Origin of the sequence: Pseudomonas sp. CFBP 8758 (genome assembly GCF_014841725.1) — a bacterium.
Classification (GTDB): domain Bacteria; phylum Pseudomonadota; class Gammaproteobacteria; order Pseudomonadales; family Pseudomonadaceae; genus Aquipseudomonas; species Aquipseudomonas baltica.
Genome location: NZ_JACYUK010000010.1, coordinates 78,674 through 96,906, shown reverse-complemented (window position 1 = coordinate 96,906; position 18,233 = coordinate 78,674). Strand labels below are relative to the sequence as shown.

General features: G+C 61.1%; 15 protein-coding genes and 2 tRNA genes. 1 reads left to right on the top strand and 16 read right to left on the bottom strand.

The window, feature by feature from the left end; all coding sequences use genetic code 11:
* Positions 1 to 65: 65 nt before the first annotated feature.
* The 13 genes from truB to rlmE all read right to left on the bottom strand — a co-directional run bounded on the left by truB (position 66) and on the right by rlmE (position 12,702).
* Positions 66 to 983, bottom strand: a complete 918-nt coding sequence (gene truB, locus IFT75_RS19810; protein WP_122480181.1) for a tRNA pseudouridine(55) synthase TruB — start codon at positions 981 to 983, stop codon at positions 66 to 68.
* Between the two features lie 5 nt (positions 984 to 988).
* Positions 989 to 1,390: a 30S ribosome-binding factor RbfA gene (rbfA, locus tag IFT75_RS19805; RefSeq protein ID WP_122480182.1), complete on the bottom strand. Its 402-nt coding sequence runs from the start codon at positions 1,388 to 1,390 to the stop codon at positions 989 to 991.
* A gap of 111 nt (positions 1,391 to 1,501) precedes the next feature.
* Complete coding sequence (gene infB, locus IFT75_RS19800; RefSeq protein WP_122480183.1) at positions 1,502 to 4,021, bottom strand: translation initiation factor IF-2; 2,520 nt, start codon at positions 4,019 to 4,021, stop codon at positions 1,502 to 1,504.
* 26 nt (positions 4,022 to 4,047) lie between these two features.
* Positions 4,048 to 5,529, bottom strand: coding sequence for a transcription termination factor NusA (nusA, locus tag IFT75_RS19795; protein WP_122480184.1), 1,482 nt, complete (start codon positions 5,527 to 5,529; stop codon positions 4,048 to 4,050).
* Between the two features lie 59 nt (positions 5,530 to 5,588).
* Positions 5,589 to 6,047: a ribosome maturation factor RimP gene (gene rimP / locus IFT75_RS19790; RefSeq protein WP_163007671.1), complete on the bottom strand. Its 459-nt coding sequence runs from the start codon at positions 6,045 to 6,047 to the stop codon at positions 5,589 to 5,591.
* A gap of 131 nt (positions 6,048 to 6,178) precedes the next feature.
* Positions 6,179 to 6,255, bottom strand: a tRNA-Met gene (locus IFT75_RS19785).
* Positions 6,256 to 6,351: 96 nt separating this feature from the next.
* Positions 6,352 to 6,437, bottom strand: a tRNA-Leu gene (locus IFT75_RS19780).
* A gap of 54 nt (positions 6,438 to 6,491) precedes the next feature.
* Entirely contained in the window at positions 6,492 to 6,878 is a 387-nt protein-coding gene (secG, locus tag IFT75_RS19775) for a preprotein translocase subunit SecG (RefSeq protein ID WP_122480186.1), read from the bottom strand.
* 4 nt (positions 6,879 to 6,882) lie between these two features.
* Entirely contained in the window at positions 6,883 to 7,638 is a 756-nt protein-coding gene (gene tpiA / locus IFT75_RS19770) for a triose-phosphate isomerase (protein WP_192056400.1), read from the bottom strand.
* Positions 7,639 to 7,704: 66 nt separating this feature from the next.
* Entirely contained in the window at positions 7,705 to 9,045 is a 1,341-nt protein-coding gene (gene glmM / locus IFT75_RS19765; RefSeq protein WP_122480188.1) for a phosphoglucosamine mutase, read from the bottom strand.
* 16 nt (positions 9,046 to 9,061) lie between these two features.
* A complete protein-coding gene (gene folP, locus IFT75_RS19760; protein WP_192056398.1) occupies positions 9,062 to 9,913 on the bottom strand; it encodes a dihydropteroate synthase in 852 nt (283 codons plus the stop codon).
* A 36-nt stretch (positions 9,914 to 9,949) separates the two neighbouring features.
* Positions 9,950 to 11,860, bottom strand: coding sequence for an ATP-dependent zinc metalloprotease FtsH (gene ftsH, locus IFT75_RS19755; protein ID WP_185795388.1), 1,911 nt, complete (start codon positions 11,858 to 11,860; stop codon positions 9,950 to 9,952).
* Between the two features lie 197 nt (positions 11,861 to 12,057).
* Positions 12,058 to 12,702 carry a 23S rRNA (uridine(2552)-2'-O)-methyltransferase RlmE gene (gene rlmE / locus IFT75_RS19750; protein WP_185795389.1) on the bottom strand — a complete coding sequence of 215 codons (645 nt, stop codon included), beginning with the start codon at positions 12,700 to 12,702 and terminating at the stop codon, positions 12,058 to 12,060.
* A 100-nt stretch (positions 12,703 to 12,802) separates the two neighbouring features.
* Here rlmE and IFT75_RS19745 point away from each other — a divergent pair, with 100 nt between their 5' ends.
* On the top strand, positions 12,803 to 13,111 hold the full coding sequence (locus IFT75_RS19745) for a YhbY family RNA-binding protein (RefSeq protein ID WP_049858703.1): 309 nt from the start codon (positions 12,803 to 12,805) through the stop codon (positions 13,109 to 13,111).
* Positions 13,112 to 13,250: 139 nt separating this feature from the next.
* Here IFT75_RS19745 and greA read toward each other — a convergent pair whose 3' ends face one another.
* The 3 genes from greA to carA form a co-directional block, all read right to left on the bottom strand.
* The gene (gene greA, locus IFT75_RS19740; RefSeq protein WP_122480192.1) at positions 13,251 to 13,727 is read right to left on the bottom strand and encodes a transcription elongation factor GreA; all 477 of its coding nucleotides are present in this window, start codon (positions 13,725 to 13,727) and stop codon (positions 13,251 to 13,253) included.
* Positions 13,724 to 16,945 (bottom strand): carbamoyl-phosphate synthase large subunit, encoded by a 3,222-nt coding sequence (carB, locus tag IFT75_RS19735; protein WP_122714823.1) that lies wholly within the window; start codon positions 16,943 to 16,945, stop codon positions 13,724 to 13,726. Before carB ends, greA begins: the two co-directional genes overlap by 4 nt.
* 125 nt (positions 16,946 to 17,070) lie before the next feature.
* A complete protein-coding gene (gene carA / locus IFT75_RS19730) occupies positions 17,071 to 18,207 on the bottom strand; it encodes a glutamine-hydrolyzing carbamoyl-phosphate synthase small subunit (protein ID WP_122480194.1) in 1,137 nt (378 codons plus the stop codon).
* Positions 18,208 to 18,233 lie beyond the last annotated feature (26 nt).

The window sequence follows — 18,233 nt, the reverse complement described above, 5'->3', positions numbered from 1 at the left end:
GCGACCGTGCCTGTTGACAGCCGTCCTCGACCAGCCGCCACGAATACCGTGACGACCGGGATCGGTCATTCCGACCGAATCAAGCGACGTGGCGCAATGCGCCCGTCTTCGCTCACTTCACCGATTCCGATGAAGCGACCATTGTGATCCTGTACCCGCACCATGCCGAACTTGGGAGCTTCGGGAGCCCTCACCGGCTGGCCGTGGAGCCAGTAGAACGCGCTGTGCTCCGAAAACTGCAGCAGAGGCCAATCCTGCAGGCCGCTGTCCGATGGCAGCAGGAACCTGTCCACTGCCTCGTTACCGCCTTCGGCATGCACGGCTTCGAGCTCTTCGAGCGTGACCGTCTGCGCCAGGCTGAACGGGCCCGCTTGCGTGCGACGCAGTTCTGCAACGTACGCACCACACCCCAACGCCTCGCCGATGTCTTCGACCAGGGTCCGAATGTAGGTGCCTTTGCTGCAGTCCACGGCGAACCTTGCAGTGGTCTGCTCGCAGCCAAGCAATTGCAGCCGCGCAATAGTAACAGAACGCGGCTCGCGCTCCACTACTTCACCGGCACGCGCCAGCTTGTACAGTGGCTGCCCATCGCGCTTGAGCGCCGAGTACATCGGCGGTATCTGGCTGATCTGGCCACGGAAACGAGGCAATACCGCCTCGATGTCGGAGTGACCGACGGTCACCTCGCGGGTCTGCAGAACCTCGCCCTCGGCATCGGCCGTGGTCGTGGTCTTGCCCAGTTGCGCCAGGGTCTCGTAGCCTTTGTCGGATTCGAGCAGGTACTGGGAAAACTTGGTCGCCTCGCCAAAGCACAGCGGCAGCACACCGGTCGCCAATGGATCGAGACTGCCGGTATGACCGGCCTTCTCGGCATTGAGCAGCCAGCGCACTTTCTGCAGCGCGGCGTTGGAAGTGAACCCCAGTGGCTTGTCCAGCAGGATGATGCCACTGACATTGCGACGGATACGCTTGACCTGAGCCACCGGGATTACTCCTTGGTCTCTTTGGCCGACTCGTCCGCGTGATGCTGGCTGTCCTCGGCCACGGCACGCTCGATCAACGCCGACAGATGAGCGCCACGGCTCACGCTTTCGTCGTAGTGGAAGTGCAACTGCGGCACGCTGCGCAGCTTCATTTCCTTGGCCAACTGCATGCGCAGGAAACCGGCGGCCGAGTTCAACACCTTGATGCTCTGGGCGATGTCGGCAGCGCTGTCCTGGCCCATGACGGTGATGAAGATCTTGGCATGACCGACATCGCGGCTGACTTCGACCGCTGTGATGGTGACCAGGCCAACGCGTGGATCCTTAACTTCGCGACGGATCAGTTGCGCCAGCTCGCGCTGCATCTGATCGCCGATACGCTGGGTACGGCTGTATTCTTTTGCCATGTTTCATTACCTGTAACTAGAGCGGCAAACGCCCGATCAGGCTGGGCCGGATCGGGCGTTGCGTTTAGAACCGGCCCGGCGCTGGCCGGACAGGTTCCTGGAGGTCGCAGCTTAGAGAGTACGAGCCACTTGGACTTTCTCGAAGACTTCGATCTTGTCACCGACCTTGACGTCGTTGTAGCTCTTGACGCCGATACCGCATTCCATGCCGGCACGCACTTCGGACGCATCGTCCTTGAAGCGACGCAGCGATTCCAGCTCGCCTTCGAAGATCACGATGTCTTCGCGCAGTACACGGATCGGACGGTTGCGGAAGACCACACCCTCGATGACCATGCAGCCGGCGATTGCACCGAACTTCGGCGAACGGAACACGTCACGCACTTCGGCGATACCCAGGATGTTCTCGCGAACATCGCTGCCCAGCATACCGGTCAGGGCTTTCTTGACGTCTTCGATGATGTCGTAGATCACGTTGTAGTAACGCATATCCAGACCTTCCTGCTCGACGATCTTGCGCGCGCCGGCATCGGCCCGCACGTTGAAGCCGAACAGTACCGCTGTCGAAGCCAGCGCCAGGTTGGCATCGGATTCGGTGATACCACCGACGCCGCCACCGACCACACGCACTTGCACTTCGTCGTTGCCCAGGCCATTCAAGGCACCCTGCAACGCTTCCAGCGATCCACGGACGTCGGATTTGAGGACGATGTTGAGCGTCTTCTTCTCTTCCTGGCCCATGTTTTCGAAGATGTTTTCCAGCTTGCCGGCGTGAGCACGGGCCAGCTTGACTTCGCGGAACTTGCCTTGACGGAACAGAGCCACTTCACGGGCTTTCTTCTCATCGGCAACCACGCTCATCTCGTCGCCGGCATCCGGGGTACCATCAAGGCCCAGGATCTCGACCGGAATGGCCGGACCGGCTTCCTTGATCGGCTTGCCGTTCTCGTCGAGCATGGCACGTACACGGCCGTAGTTCGAACCGACCAGCACCATGTCGCCCTGACGCAGCGTACCGTCCTGAACCAGCACGGTGGCAACCGGGCCACGGCCCTTGTCCAGGCGCGATTCGACGACCACACCACGGCCAGGAGCCGATGGCGTTGCGGTCAGTTCCAGTACTTCAGCCTGCAGCAACACGGCTTCGAGCAATTCGTCGACGCCGGTACCCTGCTTGGCCGAAACCGGTACGAACGGGGTGTCGCCGCCCCACTCTTCCGAAGTCACACCGTGAACCGACAGCTCGCTGCGGATACGGTCCAGGTCGGCGCCCGGCTTGTCGATCTTGTTCACTGCAACCACCAGCGGCACGCCAGCGGCTTTCGCATGCTGAACGGCTTCGATGGTTTGCGGCATCACGCCGTCGTCCGCCGCGACCACCAGGATCACGATGTCCGTCGCCTTGGCACCACGGGCACGCATCGCGGTAAACGCGGCGTGGCCCGGGGTGTCGAGGAAGGTGACCATGCCGCGTTCGGTTTCGACGTGGTAGGCACCGATGTGCTGGGTGATACCGCCGGCTTCGCCTGCAGCAACCTTGGCACGACGAATGTAGTCGAGCAGCGAAGTCTTGCCGTGGTCGACGTGGCCCATGACGGTCACGACCGGTGCACGAGCGAACGCCTCACCCTCGAACTTCAGCGATTCGGCCAGGGAATCTTCCAGGGCGGTGTCGCTGACCAGGGTCACCTTGTGACCCAGCTCCTCGGCAACCAGCTGGGCAGTTTCCTGATCCAGCACCTGATTGATGGTGGCTGGCGTGCCCAGCTTGAACATGAACTTGATGATCTCGGCAGCCTTGACCGACATCTGTGCGGCCAGATCGCCAACAGAGATGGTCTCGCCAATTTTCACGTCACGCACCAGCGGGCCGGTAGGGCTCTGGAAACCGTGAGCGTTGCGCTTCTTCAGCTTGCCCTTGCCACGACCGCCACGACGGAAGCCATCGCTCTCTTCGTCGGTGGTACGCGGTGCGGCACGCGGCGTCGGAGCCTTTTCCTTGACGGTGGCACGGTGAGGCTGGTTCTTGCGCTCGCCATCACTGTTGCCACTGCCGCTGCGACGGTCGTCGTTGCGCGGCTTGTCGGGACGCCGAGGCTCTTCCTTCTTGCGCTCAGGCGCCGGTGCAGGTGCCGGGGCGACCGCAGCCACATCGACGCTTGGCGCCGAAGGAGCTTGGGTTGCGGCGGCAGGGGCGTCGGCCTGAGCGGTGCTGCCAGGCTGCTTGCGCGTTTCTTCGTCGGTACGCGAACGGGTGTCCTGCTCGACCTTCTGGCGGGCAGCATCATTCGCTGCGCGACGCTCGTCGAGCTCGCGCTTCTGCTCGGCCTGGATCTCTTCCGGGCTGCGCTGAACGAATACCTTCTTCTTGCGTACTTCTACGCTGATGCTCTTGCTACCGGCCACACGCAGGGTGCTTTGGGTCTTGCGCTGCAAGGTAATCTTGCGCGGTTCTTCCGCTTTCGCCTTGTGGCTGCTTTTCAAATGAGCCAGCAGAGCCTGCTTCTCATTGTCGGTCACAACTTGTCCGGCGTCGGTGTGCGGCAGACCTGCCTCACGCATCTGCTGAAGCAGGCGCTCTACCGGTGCGGCGACCTCTTGGGCCAATTCTTTCACCGTGACTTGCGTCATGCACTTCTCTCCTCAGGCCGCGCCAATTACTCGAACCAATGGGCTCGGGCGGCCATGATCAACTTGCCGGCACGATCTTGGTCAATGCCGTCGATGTCGAGCAGGTCGTCAATCGACTGCTCGGCCAGGTCTTCGCGGGTAACTACGCCGCGCACCGCCAGTTCCATCGCCAAATCCTTGTCCATACCCTCAAGCGAGAGCAGGTCTTCGGCCGGATGGGCGTCTGCCAGCTTTTCCTCTGTAGCGATGGCTTTGGTCAACAAACGATCCTTGGCCCGAGCGCGAAGCTCGTTGACGATGTCTTCGTCAAAGCCGTCGATGTTGAGCATCTCTTCCAACGGTACGTAGGCAATTTCTTCCAGGCTTGTGAAGCCTTCGTCGACCAGTACCTGGGCCAGCTCTTCATCGACTTCCAGCTCGTCGATGAAGTTGCGCAGGATGTCACCGGTTTCCGCTTGCTGCTTGGCCTGAATGTCCGACTCGGTCATCACGTTCAGTGTCCAGCCAGTCAACTGGCTGGCCAGACGCACGTTCTGCCCGCCACGGCCAATTGCCTGGGCCAGGTTGTCGGCACCCACGGCGATGTCCATGGCATGGGCGTCTTCGTCGACGATGATGGCCGCGACTTCCGCCGGGGACATGGCATTGATGACGAACTGTGCCGGGTTATCGTCCCAGAGGACGATGTCGACGCGCTCGCCGCCCAACTCGCCGGACACAGCCTGCACACGCGAACCGCGCATGCCGATACAGGCACCTTGCGGGTCGATGCGCTTGTCCTTGGAGCGAACGGCGATCTTGGCGCGCGAACCCGGATCACGGGATGCGGCCATGACTTCAATGAGGCCTTCAGCGATTTCCGGCACCTCGATGCGGAAAAGCTCGATGAGCATTTCCGGCGCGGTACGCGAAAGGATCAGTTGAGGACCCCGGTTTTCGGTACGAATTTCCTTGAGCAGCGCGCGCAGGCGCACACCGACACGGAAGGTTTCGCGCGAAATGATATCTTCCCGAGCCAGCAAGGCCTCGGCGTTGTTGCCCAGATCGACGATGACGTTGTCGCGGGTCACCTTCTTGACCGTGCCAGAGATGATCTCGCCCAGTCGTTCACGGTAAGCATCCACCACCTGGGCGCGCTCGGCCTCGCGAACTTTCTGCACGATCACCTGCTTGGCGGTCTGGGCAGCGATGCGACCGAACTCGATGGAGTCGATCTTCTCTTCGATGACATCACCCACCTTGGCTTCGGGGTGTGTCAGTACAACCTTGCTCGGCCAGGTTTCGATGGCCGGATCGTCCAGGTCGTCTTCTTCGACGACCGTCCAGCGACGGAAGGTTTCGTAGGAGCCGGTGTGGCGATTGATTTCCACACGAAGATCCACTTCGTCTTCGAAGCGTTTCTTGGTCGCGGTCGCCAGAGCAATCTCCAGCGCTTCGAATATTACGCCTGCCGGTACACCCTTTTCATTGGATACCGACTCAACAACCAGCAGTACTTCTTTGCTCATCGTACGCCTCGCCTTTCGCAAGCCATTGGATCCGCGGGACCCGCAGTATCTGGCACGTCTCAGTCAAAACTGGGAATGATATTGGCCTTGTCGATCGAATCGATCGGCAGCAGGAATTCGTGTTCGTCTACTCGAATCACGACATCCTGGTCCTCCACACCATGGAGAAGGCCCTGAAAGTTGCGTCGTCCTTCGAAAGGGGCGCGCAGCTTTATCTTTACTTGTGCTCCGGCGTACGCGGCAAACTGTTCGATGTTGAACAGCGGGCGTTCCATGCCTGGAGAAGAAACTTCAAGGGTGTATTCGACGGTGATTGGATCTTCAACGTCCAGTACACCACTGAGCTGGCGGCTGACAATGGCGCAATCGTCCACCAGCACTCCGCCCTCTTTATCGATATAGACACGCAAAAGTGAATGGCGGCCTTGAGCCGAAAACTCAATACCCCAGCATTCATAGCCAAGGGCCACGACCACCGGGGCCAACAAGGCCTGCAACTGTTCTAGCTTGCTCGACACCTGAACCCCCTCGTGCATGCTGTGCAAATAAAAAATGGGCGAAGCGCCCATCCCGGATACGCCGTTGAATACCGGCGCTAAGAACTGTCCAGCTAACAAAAAGCCCCTTTGAAAAGGGGCTTTGCTAAAACTGGTTGCGGGAGCTGGATTTGAACCAACGACCTTCGGGTTATGAGCCCGACGAGCTACCAGACTGCTCCATCCCGCGACAAAGCTGGGGCAAAAGTATACGACCGAACCCGTTTTGGGTCAATCCAAGCTTCCACCGACAAGAAAGCCCGCAACAGCGGGCTCTCCTGATAATTGGTACCGAGAAGGGGACTCGAACCCCTACACCCTATGGGCACAACCACCTCAAGGTTGCGTGTCTACCAATTCCACCACCTCGGCAATACAACGTGTGAAACCCTTACCGCTTTTGTAACCCTGACACTCTTGCGAGTATCACTTTTGCCCTTGAGCCTGAGGAACGTCGGTAGCAGGAGCTACGTCGGTCTTTTGCTCTTGGAGCACCGGAACATCATCTGCTGCCGGCTTCTGCCTAGGTGCTTCGATGACCGCTGGATCTGGCAAACCTACTTGAGTCAGCTGTTGAGCTTTCTCTTTAGCAAAGTAACCTAAACCCAGGCTGGTTATGAAGAAACAGGCGGCAAGTATAGCAGTAAACTTACTAAGAAAGGTAGAGGAACCTTGGCTTCCGAAGACAGTATTTGATGCCCCTGCCCCGAATGACGCGCCAGCGTCCGCACCTTTGCCCTGTTGCAGCAAAACCAGAGCGACAACGCTCAGTGCACCCAACAGATGAAGAACGACTACGACTGTTTCCAGCATTTTCTCAGTTTCCCGCGGCGCGACAGATCGCACCGAAATCATCTGCATTCAGGGAAGCACCACCAATGAGCCCCCCATCGATATCCGGCATGCCGAACAGTTCGGCCGCATTGGCCGCTTTGACGCTACCGCCGTACAACAGCCGCACAGCTTGTGCGACCTTGGCATCTTCTGCCGTCAACTGAGCCCGGATGGCGGCGTGCACATCCTGAGCCTGTTGCGGCGTGGCAGTCAGCCCGGTGCCAATGGCCCAGACCGGCTCGTAGGCAATCACCGCATGGGTGAAAGCTTCGATACCCAAGGCTGCAATGACGCTGCCCAGCTGACGACCTACAATTTCCAAAGTCTGACCGGCTTCGCGCTCTTCAAGGGTTTCCCCCATGCAAAGCACTGGCGTCAGGCCGGCCGCTTGCGCGGCGCGGAATTTCTCGATCAGTTGCTGCTCGCCTTCGCCGATGACCTGGCGACGCTCAGAGTGACCGATCAGAACCAGCGAACAACCGGCATCGACCAATTGGCTCGAGGCGGTTTCGCCGGTCAATGCACCTTGCTCGGCCTGAACCGCGCAGTTCTGCGCACCGACAGCGATATGGCTGCCCTGCAGACCCTCGACCACACGGTCGACGAACAACAGGGGCGGGAACACCGCAACCTCGACAGAGTCGGACAAGGACTGTTCGGACAGACCCTTGATCAGCTCGGCGACGCTGGCGCGGGTACCGTGCATTTTCCAGTTACCAGCTACCATGGGGCGACGCATGCTGTACCTCGTCGATCAAAGTGGGCGCAGATGTTACCCAACGCAACGTTCACTGGCAAGCCGTATTCAGGCGCAAACTTCACTCACCAGCCTGGCAAGCTCATCGGCGTAGCCACGCACGACTTTTTCGTCGTCGCCTTCGACCATTACCCGCACCAGCGGCTCGGTTCCGGACTTGCGCAACAGCACGCGCCCGCGACCACCCATGGCCTCGGTCACCCGCGCGCAGGCTTCCTTGACCGAGGGGTGCTCGACCGGATTGACGTCGCCGCCGGCAAAGCGCACGTTGACCAATACCTGAGGGCACTTGCGCAGCCCCTGACGGGCATGTGCGAGGGTTTCGTCACGGCGCTTGAGGGCCAGCAGCACCTGCAGCGCAGCGATGATCGCATCGCCCGTGGTGGTGTGATGGCAGCAGACGATGTGGCCCGAATTCTCGCCACCCAATTGCCAGTCACGCTCCTTGAGCTCGGCCATCACGTAGCGGTCGCCGACGCTGGCGCGAACGAACGGGATGGACAGGTCCTGGAAGGCCAGTTCCAGGCCCAGGTTGCTCATCAGGGTACCGACCACGCCGCCGTGCAGCTTGCCGCGCTCGTGGAGATCGCGGGCGATGATGAACAGCAAGTCGTCGCCATCAACGATGGCGCCCGTATGGTCGACCATCAATACGCGGTCACCGTCCCCATCGAAGGCGATGCCCAGGTCGGCATGGCCTATCAGCACGGCAGCCTGCAACGCTTCCATGTGGGTCGAGCCGCAGTTGTCGTTGATGTTCAGGCCATCGGGCGCGGCAGAAAGCACGGTGACCTGCGCACCCAGCTCGCGAAAGACATTGGGTGCGACCTTGTAGGTGGCGCCATGGGCACAATCGATCACCAGCTTGAGGCCAGCGAAGTCGGTGGTGGTGGGCACGCTGCTCTTGCAGAACTCGATGTAGCGGCCAGCAGCGTCGTTGATGCGCGAAACTTTGCCCAGCTTGCTGGACTCGGCCACCGTCATCGGCGCATCCATGAGCTCTTCGATCATCGACTCGACTTCGTCGGGCAGCTTGGTGCCCTGACCGGAGAAGAACTTGATGCCGTTGTCATCGTGCGGATTGTGCGATGCACTGATGACGATCCCGGCTTCGGCATGGAACGTACGCGTCAGGTAGGCAATGGCGGGCGTGGGCATCGGGCCGAGCAACAGGACGTCGGCGCCGGCCGCGGACAGGCCGGCCTCCAGCGCCGATTCGAACATGTAGCCAGAGATCCGCGTGTCCTTGCCGACCAGCACGCGGCAAGCACCCATCTTGCGGAACGCCATGCCGGCCGCCCAGCCCAGCTTGAGCATGAAATCAGGGGTAATCGGGTACTCGCCGACACGACCACGAATGCCGTCGGTGCCAAAATATTTCCTGCTCATAAGTACTCCGTAATTCTTATTCGGCCGCTTCAACGGCGGCGATCATCCGAACGACATCAATCGTTTCGGCCACATCGTGGACGCGCAAGATCTTCGCACCCTTGGTCATCGCCAAGGCCGCCAGGGCCAAGCTGCCATTGAGGCGTTCGGCCACTGGCTTGTTCAGGGCCAACCCGACCATGCTCTTGCGCGAAACACCTACCAGCAAGGGCCGCCCAAGCGCATGCAGCGCCTGCATATGCTTGAACAGGCTGAGGTTGTGCGCATGCGACTTGGCGAAACCGAAGCCTGGGTCGAGCAGTATACGCTCTGCAGGGATGCCGACCGAAGCACAGGCATGCATGCGTTCGGACAGAAAGCCCGCCACCTCGCCCAGCAGGTCGTCGTAGTGGGGATGGTCCTGCATGGTGCCGGGCTCGCCCACCATGTGCATCAGACACACCGGAAGGCCGGTGGCCGCAGCGGCGTCCAGCGCGCCGTCGCGGCGCAGCGCGCGCACGTCGTTGATCAAACCGGCGCCGAGCCGTGCACTTTCGCGCATGACTGCCGGCGTGGAGGTGTCCACCGAAATGATCACATCCAGCTCGCGGCTGATCGCCTCCACCAGAGGGGCTACACGCTCAAGCTCTTCCACCGCAGACACCGCTCGAGCGCCGGGGCGTGTCGATTCGCCACCGATGTCGATCAGGGTTGCGCCGGCATCGACCATCGCCTGCGCATGGCGCAAGGCCAGATCGCGCTGGTTGAAGCGGCCACCGTCGGAAAAGGAGTCGGGAGTGATATTGAGAATGCCCATGACATGCGTCTGGGCCAGATCGAGAACTCGGTTGCCGCAAGGCAACCGAGTGGGGTATTGCGAAGGGGTCATGTCAAACCTTAGGTATCGAGCGTTGAGGCGTCTGTATCAGACCTCGGCCGCTGGCCCACCGATGGGTGTTTCAGGACGTGGATCCGGGGCGATGGTAGTGCCCGACGAACCTGACCCACCGCCGGACCAATCGCGAGGCTCACGTGGTGTGCGGCCTGCCATGATGTCATCGATCTGATCGGCATCGATCGTCTCGTACTTCATCAGTGCGTCCGCCATTGCATCCAGCTTGTCACGGTTGTCCGTGAGGATCTGCCTGGCCGTGCCGTAGCACTGGTCGATGATGCTGCGCACTTCGGAGTCAATGACCTTGGCAGTCTCGCCCGACACTGCTGCCGCACCACCGCCGCCGCCACGACCCAGGTAACCCTGGTCTTCGTCTTCCGCATAGAGCAGCGGCCCGAGCTTCTCGGACAGGCCCCACTTGGTGACCATGTTCCGAGCGATCTGGCTGGCACGCATGATGTCGTTGGACGCACCGGTGGTAACGCCATCGAAGCCCAGCGTCATTTCCTCGGCAATGCGCCCCCCGTACAGCGAGCAGATCTGACTGATCAGGGCACGCTTGGAGAGGCTGTAGCGATCTTCCTCAGGCAGGAACATGGTCACACCCAGCGCGCGACCGCGCGGGATGATCGAGACCTTGTAGACCGGGTCGTGCTCGGGCACGACGCGACCAACGATGGCATGGCCCGCTTCATGGTAAGCCGTGTTCTGCTTCTCTTTCTCGGACATGACCATGTTTTTGCGCTCGGCGCCCATCATGATCTTGTCCTTGGCGAGCTCGAATTCCTTCATCTCGACAAGGCGCTTGCCATTGCGGGCAGCGAACAGCGACGCTTCGTTGACCAGGTTGGCCAGATCGGCACCGGAGAAACCCGGTGTACCGCGAGCGATGACCGCAGGGTTCACGTCGTCGCCCAAGGGCGCTTTCTTCATGTGAACCTTGAGGATCTGCTCGCGACCGCGGATGTCCGGCAGGCCCACCACGACCTGACGGTCGAAACGGCCAGGGCGCAGCAGCGCAGCGTCGAGCACGTCCGGACGGTTGGTCGCGGCAATGACGATGATGCCGTCATTCATTTCGAAGCCGTCCATTTCGACCAGCAACTGGTTGAGCGTCTGCTCGCGCTCGTCGTGACCACCGCCCATGCCGCCGCCACGATGGCGACCCACGGCATCGATTTCGTCGATGAAGATGATGCAAGGCGCGTGCTTCTTCGCCTGTTCGAACATGTCACGTACACGGCTCGCACCGACACCGACGAACATCTCGACGAAGTCCGAACCGGAAATGGTGAAGAACGGTACCTTGGCTTCGCCGGCAATGGCCTTGGCCAGCAGCGTCTTACCCGTACCGGGCGGGCCGACCATCAGCACACCGCGGGGAATGCGACCGCCCAGGCGCTGGAACTTGCCTGGATCGCGCAGGAACTCGACCAGCTCGCCGACTTCCTCCTTCGCTTCGTCGCAACCGGCCACGTCGGCCAGGGTGGTCTTGACCTGGTCTTCGGAGAGCAGGCGCGCCTTGCTCTTGCCGAAGCTCATCGGGCCGCCCTTGCCACCCGCCCCGCCCTGCATCTGGCGCATGAAGAACATGAACACCGCGATGATAACCAGGATCGGGAAGCTGGCCACCAGAAGCTGGGTCCAGATGCTTTGCTGTTCAGGCTGCTTGCCCTCGACCACGACCTTGTTGTCCACCAGGTCGCCGATCAGGCCGTTGTCCTGAATGGCGGGCCGGATGGTCTTGAAGGCATCGCCATCGGTACGCTTGCCGGTGATGACATAGCCATCCACGGCAACGCGCTCGACCTTGCCGTCCTTCACCTGCTGGATGAAGTCGGAATAGTTGAGGGTCTGCGGCTCATTGGGGCTGGAGAAGTTGTTCATGACCGTCACCAGGACGGCGGCGATGATCAACCACAGGATCAGATTCTTTGCCATATCGTTCAATTCGCTACCCTCTGAAGCCTGCTACCCGCAACCCGCGCAGGCGTGCTTCGCATGATGTTCACCGGCCAAACTTACTACATTGCCTACGGCTCCGCAGGCGGCGTCTGTAACCTTTTGTGAAACTTTGACTGCGTAATCTTCGTTTATGCTCAGCATGCCGCGCCATTTAATAAAAGCTATCGACAGCCTCAGACCTCATGGTCCGGCTTTTCCGCGCCCTTGAAACCACGGCCCAGCAAGTACTGCTCGCGTGAGCGGTCACGGGACGAGGAAGGCTTGCGCATCTGCACCTTGTCGAACATCTGCCGAACGGTCTTGTGATACACGTCGAAGCCTTCACCCTGGAAGACCTTGATCAGGAAATCACCGCCCGGACGCAGGACCCGGCTGGCCAGGTCGAGCGCCAGCTCGCAGAGGAACATTGCACGCGGCATGTCGACTGCGGCCAGTCCACTCATATTGGGGGCCATATCGGAAATCACAAGGTCGACCTGCGAATTACCGACGGCCTCGAGGATCTGCGCCAGCACTGCATCCTCGGTGAAGTCGCCCTGAATGAAGGTGACATCGGGGATGCTGTCCATTTCCAGGATATCGGACGCGATGAGTCGACCCTGGCCACCAATCAGACGACTGGTCACCTGGGACCATCCGCCAGGCGCGGCGCCCAGGTCGATGACACTCATGCCGGGGCGGATCAGGCGGTCGCGCTCCTGTATTTCCAGCAGCTTGTAGCTTGCACGCGAACGATACCCGTCTTTCTGCGCCATCTTGACGTAGGGATCGTTGAAGTGTTCTTTCAGCCAATTGAGGCTTGTCTTGGAACGGGCCACGGGGCACCTCGAATAACGGGTCGTGATTAACTGGGCGGAGCCGAGGGCGCTCGGGTAAACTGGCCGCCGCTTTTTACAAGATCAGATGAAGGGTCAGATTATGCCGCTCACTCAAGAGCAGAAGAAACAGTACAAATCGATTGGTCACCATCTGAAGCCGGTTTTGATGGTTGCCGACAATGGTTTGACTGAAGGTGTTTTAGCAGAATTCGAACGCGCCTTGAGCGATCACGAGCTGATCAAGATCAAACTCAACATCCTCGACCGCGAACAGCGCCTGCAAGCCGTTGCCGAATTGTGCAAGGTCGGCCGTGCCGATCTGGTCCAGGTCATCGGCAAGATGGCCCTGGTTTACCGCAAGAACCCGCAAGTGAACAAGCAACTGTCGAACGTGCATCGCTTTCGCTGATGCCCGGGCCGACCCTCGAGGTCGCGCCCTGCGCGCCGCCGAGGGGCCCGGCTGCCCTACCAACACCAGGCTAACGCCCAACAGCTGGTAGCACCACAGCTGCCAGATGGCGGCGCTCACGCGCCGCCACGGCAGTCGATCAAACGTGGGCGACTTCGACGATCTCGTACTCGATCACGCCGCCGGGGGTTTTCACCGTGACCACGTCGCCTTCTTCCTTGGCGATGAGAGCACGTGCGATGGGCGAGCCATGGGACAGCTTGCCACCCTTGATATCGGCTTCGTCCTCACCGACGATCTTGTACTTCACGCGCTCGTCGGTTTCGACATTGGCGATTTCCACGGTCGTGCCGAAAATCACCTTGCCGGTTTTCGGAATCGTGGTGACGTCGATTACCACGGCGTTCTGCAAACGCCCCTCGATGTCACGGATACGCGCCTCGACCATGCCCTGCTCTTCGCGGGCCGCATGGTATTCGGCGTTTTCCTTGAGGTCGCCCAGCTCGCGCGCCTCACCGATGGCCTGGCTCAGGCGCGGACGCTCGACCTTGCTGAGTTTTTCGTGTTCTTCCTCCAGGGCACGATGGCCCTGGACGGTCATTGGGTACTTGATCATGCGTTGAGTCCTGCGTGGAGATCCTGCAAACGGCGCACGGTCTTTTCAGGACCGAACTTGAGCGCTTCACAGATCGCTTCGCCAGCGGCAATGGTCGTGGTGCAGTAGATCTTGTGCTGCAAGGCGTTGCGACGGATCGAGTAAGAATCGGCGATCGACTGACGGCCTTCGGTGGTGTTGATGATCAAGGTGACTTCGTCGTTCTTGATCATGTCGACCACGTGCGGGCGACCTTCGGTCACCTTGTTGACGCGACGTACCTTCAAACCGGCTGCTTCGATGACGCGTGCGGTGCCTGCGGTGGCGACCACTTCGAAGCCCAGTGCGATCAGGTCGCGGGCCACGCCAGCCACCAGCGGCTTGTCGTCGTCACGCACGCTGATGAAGGCCGTGCCGCCGGTCGGCAGCACTTCGCTGGCGCCCATCTGCGCCTTGGCGAAGGCTTCGCCGAAGGTGTCGCCGACACCCATCACCTCACCCGTGGACTTCATTTCCGGGCCAAGGATCGGGTCGACGCCAGGGAACTTGGCGAACGGGAACACCGCTTCCTTGACGCTGTAGAAGTTGGGAATGATTTCCTTGGTGAAGCCGATTTCCTTCAGGGTCTTGCCGGCCATGACGCGCGCGGCAATCATCGCCAGCGAGGTGCCGATGCACTTGGACACGAACGGTACGGTACGCGAGGCACGCGGGTTGACTTCGATCACGTAGATCTTGTCGCCCTGCAGGGCCAGCTGCACGTTCATCAAGCCGATGACACCCAGTTCCAGGGCCATCTTCTTGACCTGCTCGCGCACTTCGTCCTGCACGTGGGCCGGCAGCGAGTACGGCGGCAGCGAGCACGCCGAGTCACCGGAGTGAACACCGGCCTGCTCGATGTGCTGCATGATCGCGCCGATGACCACGTCGGTGCCGTCGCACACTGCATCCACGTCCATCTCGATGGCGCAGTTGAGGAAATGGTCGAGCAGTACCGGGCTGTCGTTGGACACCTGTACGGCTTCACGCAGGTAGCGCTTGAGCTCGTCGAGTTCGTAGACGATCTCCATGGCGCGGCCGCCCAGCACGTACGACGGGCGCACGACCAGTGGGTAACCGATCACGCCAGCGGCGCGAATGGCTTCTTCTTCGCTGCGCACGGTCGCGTTCGGCGGCTGCAGCAGGTTCAGGCGCTGGACCATCTGCTGGAAACGCTCGCGGTCTTCGGCGCGGTCGATGGAATCAGGGCTGGTGCCGATGATCGGCACGCCGGCTTCTTCCAGGGCGCGGGCCAGTTTCAGCGGGGTCTGGCCGCCGTACTGGACGATGACGCCCTTGGGCTTCTCGACGCGCACGATTTCCAGCACGTCTTCGAGCGTCAATGGCTCGAAGTACAGGCGATCGGAGGTGTCGTAGTCTGTGGACACGGTCTCCGGGTTGCAGTTGACCATGATGGTCTCGTACCCGTCGGCGCGCAGGGCCAGGGCCGCGTGAACGCAGCAGTAGTCGAACTCGATGCCTTGGCCGATACGGTTCGGGCCACCGCCCAGGATCATGATCTTGTCGCGGTCGGTCGGGTTGGCCTCGCACTCTTCCTCGTACGTGGAGTACAGGTAGGCGGTGTCGGTGGCGAACTCGGCGGCGCAGGTGTCGACGCGCTTGTAGACCGGGAACACGTCCAGCTTGTGGCGGTGACGACGCAGATTCTTGTCGGTGATGCCCAGCAGCTTGGCCAGGCGCTGGTCGGAGAAACCCTTGCGCTTGAGGCGGAACATCAAGGCCTTGTCGATATCGGCCAGACCCAGGGTCTTGACCTTCTCTTCTTCCTTGATCAGGTCTTCCATCTGCACCAGGAACCAGCGGTCGATCATGGTCAGGGCGAAAATGTCGTCCACGCTCATGCCGGCGCGCATGGCATCGGCGACGTACCAGATGCGCTCGGCGCCAGGCACGGTCAGTTCGCGCTTGAGGATGCCGTTGGCTTCGGGGCTGCTCAGGTCGACTTTAGGGTCCAGACCACTGACGCCCACTTCCAGGCCGCGCAGGGCTTTCTGCAGGGATTCCTGGAAGGTCCGGCCGATGGCCATGACTTCACCCACGGATTTCATCTGGGTGGTCAGGCGCGCGTCCGCTTTCGGGAATTTCTCGAAGGCAAAGCGTGGCAGCTTGGTGACGACGTAGTCGATGGACGGCTCGAACGACGCCGGGGTCTTGCCGCCGGTGATGTCGTTCTGCAGTTCGTCGAGGGTGTAGCCGACGGCCAGCTTGGCCGCGACCTTGGCGATCGGGAAGCCGGTGGCCTTGGAAGCCAGTGCCGAGGAACGCGACACGCGCGGGTTCATCTCGATCACGACCATGCGGCCGGTGTCCGGGCAGATACCGAACTGTACGTTGGAACCGCCGGTTTCCACGCCGATCTCGCGCAGCACTGCCAGCGAGGCGTTGCGCAGGATCTGGTATTCCTTGTCGGTCAGGGTCTGCGCCGGTGCGACGGTGATCGAGTCACCGGTGTGCACGCCCATCGGGTCGAAGTTCTCGATGGAACAGACGATGATGCAGTTGTCCTTTTTGTCGCGGACCACTTCCATCTCGTACTCTTTCCAACCGATCAGCGATTCGTCGATCAGCAGTTCCTTGGTCGGCGACAGGTCCAGGCCACGGGCGCAGATCTCTTCGAACTCTTCACGGTTGTAGGCGATGCCGCCGCCGGTACCGCCCATGGTGAACGATGGACGAATGATGCACGGGAAGCCGAGCTTCTCCAGCACGGCATTGGCTTCTTCCATGCTGTGGGCGATACCCGAGCGCGGGCAGGCCAGGCCGATGGACTTCATGGCCTTGTCGAAGCGCGAACGGTCTTCGGCCTTGTCGATGGTGTCGGCATTGGCACCGATCATTTCCACGCCGAACTTGGCCAGAACGCCTTCGCGCTCCAGGTCCAGGGCGCAGTTCAGGGCAGTCTGGCCACCCATGGTCGGCAACACGGCGTCCGGACGCTCTTTCTCGATGATCTTGGCCACGGTCTGCCACTTGATCGGTTCGATGTAGGTAGCATCGGCCATGTCCGGGTCGGTCATGATGGTGGCCGGGTTGGAGTTGACCAGAATGACGCGGTAACCCTCTTCGCGCAGGGCCTTGCAGGCCTGGGCGCCGGAGTAGTCGAATTCGCAGGCCTGGCCGATGACGATCGGGCCGGCGCCAAGAATCAGGATGCTTTTCAAGTCTGTACGTTTTGGCATGGTTCTCACTCAATTGCGCAGTTCAGCCGGCTGCCCGCCTGAACTTTATTGGGCGGCGCCCTGGCGGCCTGTCCGTCTTCGACGGGGCCAGCCGGGGCGCGCGTTACACACGGGTCCGACAGTGATCAGCGGCGCTTGGCCATCGATTCGATGAAGCGGTCGAACAGCGGCGAGACGTCGTTCGGACCGGGGCTGGCTTCAGGGTGACCCTGGAAGCTGAACGCGGCCTTGTCGGTCAGCTCGATACCCTGCAGGGTGCCGTCGAACAGCGATTTGTGGATCGCGCGGACATTGCTCGGCAACGTCGCTTCATCCACCGCGAAGCCGTGGTTCTGGCTGGTGATCATCACCACGCCGCTATCGATATCCTGCACCGGGTGGTTGGCACCGTGGTGACCATGACCCATCTTGACGGTCTTGGCGCCGGCGGCCAAAGCCAGCAACTGGTGGCCCAGGCAGATGCCGAAGACCGGAATCTCGGTCTGCAGCACTTCCTTGATCGCCTGGATAGCGTAGTCGCAGGGCTCTGGATCGCCAGGGCCGTTGGACAGGAACACGCCATCGGGGTTGAGCGCCAGCACGTCGGCGGCCGGGGTTTGCGCAGGCACCACGGTGAGGTGGCAGCCGCGCTCGACCAGCATGCGCAGGATGTTGACCTTGACGCCGTAGTCGTAGGCGACCACATGGTAAGGCAGCTCGCTGTTGGGCACATCGGGGTGGCTGTCGGATTTCAGCTCCCAGACACTGGAGCGCCACTGGTAGGTGTCCTTGGTGCTGACTTCCTTGGCCAGGTCCATGCCCTTGAGGCCGGGGAAGGCGCGCGCGGCGGCGATGGCGGCCTCTTCGCTGATGTCGTCACCGGCCATGATGCAGCCGTTCTGCGCGCCTTTCTCTCGCAGGATGCGGGTCAGGCGGCGGGTGTCGATGCCGGCGATGGCAACCACGTTGTTGGCTTTCAGGTAGTCGTCCAGGGCCATGGTGTTACGCCAGTTGCTGGCCACCAATGGCAGGTCGCGGATCACCAGGCCTGCGGCCCAGACGCGATCGGACTCGGCATCTTCCGGGGTGGTGCCGGTGTTGCCGATGTGGGGATAGGTCAGGGTGACGATTTGCTGGGCATAGGAAGGATCGGTAAGGATTTCCTGATAGCCGGTCATGGCGGTGTTGAACACCACCTCTCCAACGGTTTGCCCGTCGGCTCCAATGGCTTCGCCGCGAAAGATGCTGCCATCGGCAAGGGCGAGTATGGCTGGCTTAGTCAAGAAGACCTCCCGTAAATAAAGCCTGA

Coding starts and splice junctions, on each gene's coding strand:
- ftsH (WP_185795388.1), bottom strand. CDS start 11,860: ATGGCAAAGAATCTGATCCTGTGGTTGATCATCGCCGCCGTCCTGGTG.
- glmM (WP_122480188.1), bottom strand. CDS start 9,045: ATGAGCAGGAAATATTTTGGCACCGACGGCATTCGTGGTCGTGTCGGC.
- IFT75_RS19745 (WP_049858703.1), top strand. CDS start 12,803: ATGCCGCTCACTCAAGAGCAGAAGAAACAGTACAAATCGATTGGTCAC.
- greA (WP_122480192.1), bottom strand. CDS start 13,727: ATGATCAAGTACCCAATGACCGTCCAGGGCCATCGTGCCCTGGAGGAA.
- infB (WP_122480183.1), bottom strand. CDS start 4,021: ATGACGCAAGTCACGGTGAAAGAATTGGCCCAAGAGGTCGCCGCACCG.
- secG (WP_122480186.1), bottom strand. CDS start 6,878: ATGCTGGAAACAGTCGTAGTCGTTCTTCATCTGTTGGGTGCACTGAGC.
- rbfA (WP_122480182.1), bottom strand. CDS start 1,390: ATGGCAAAAGAATACAGCCGTACCCAGCGTATCGGCGATCAGATGCAG.
- folP (WP_192056398.1), bottom strand. CDS start 9,913: ATGACCCCTTCGCAATACCCCACTCGGTTGCCTTGCGGCAACCGAGTT.
- tpiA (WP_192056400.1), bottom strand. CDS start 7,638: ATGCGTCGCCCCATGGTAGCTGGTAACTGGAAAATGCACGGTACCCGC.
- nusA (WP_122480184.1), bottom strand. CDS start 5,529: ATGAGCAAAGAAGTACTGCTGGTTGTTGAGTCGGTATCCAATGAAAAG.
- carB (WP_122714823.1), bottom strand. CDS start 16,945: ATGCCAAAACGTACAGACTTGAAAAGCATCCTGATTCTTGGCGCCGGC.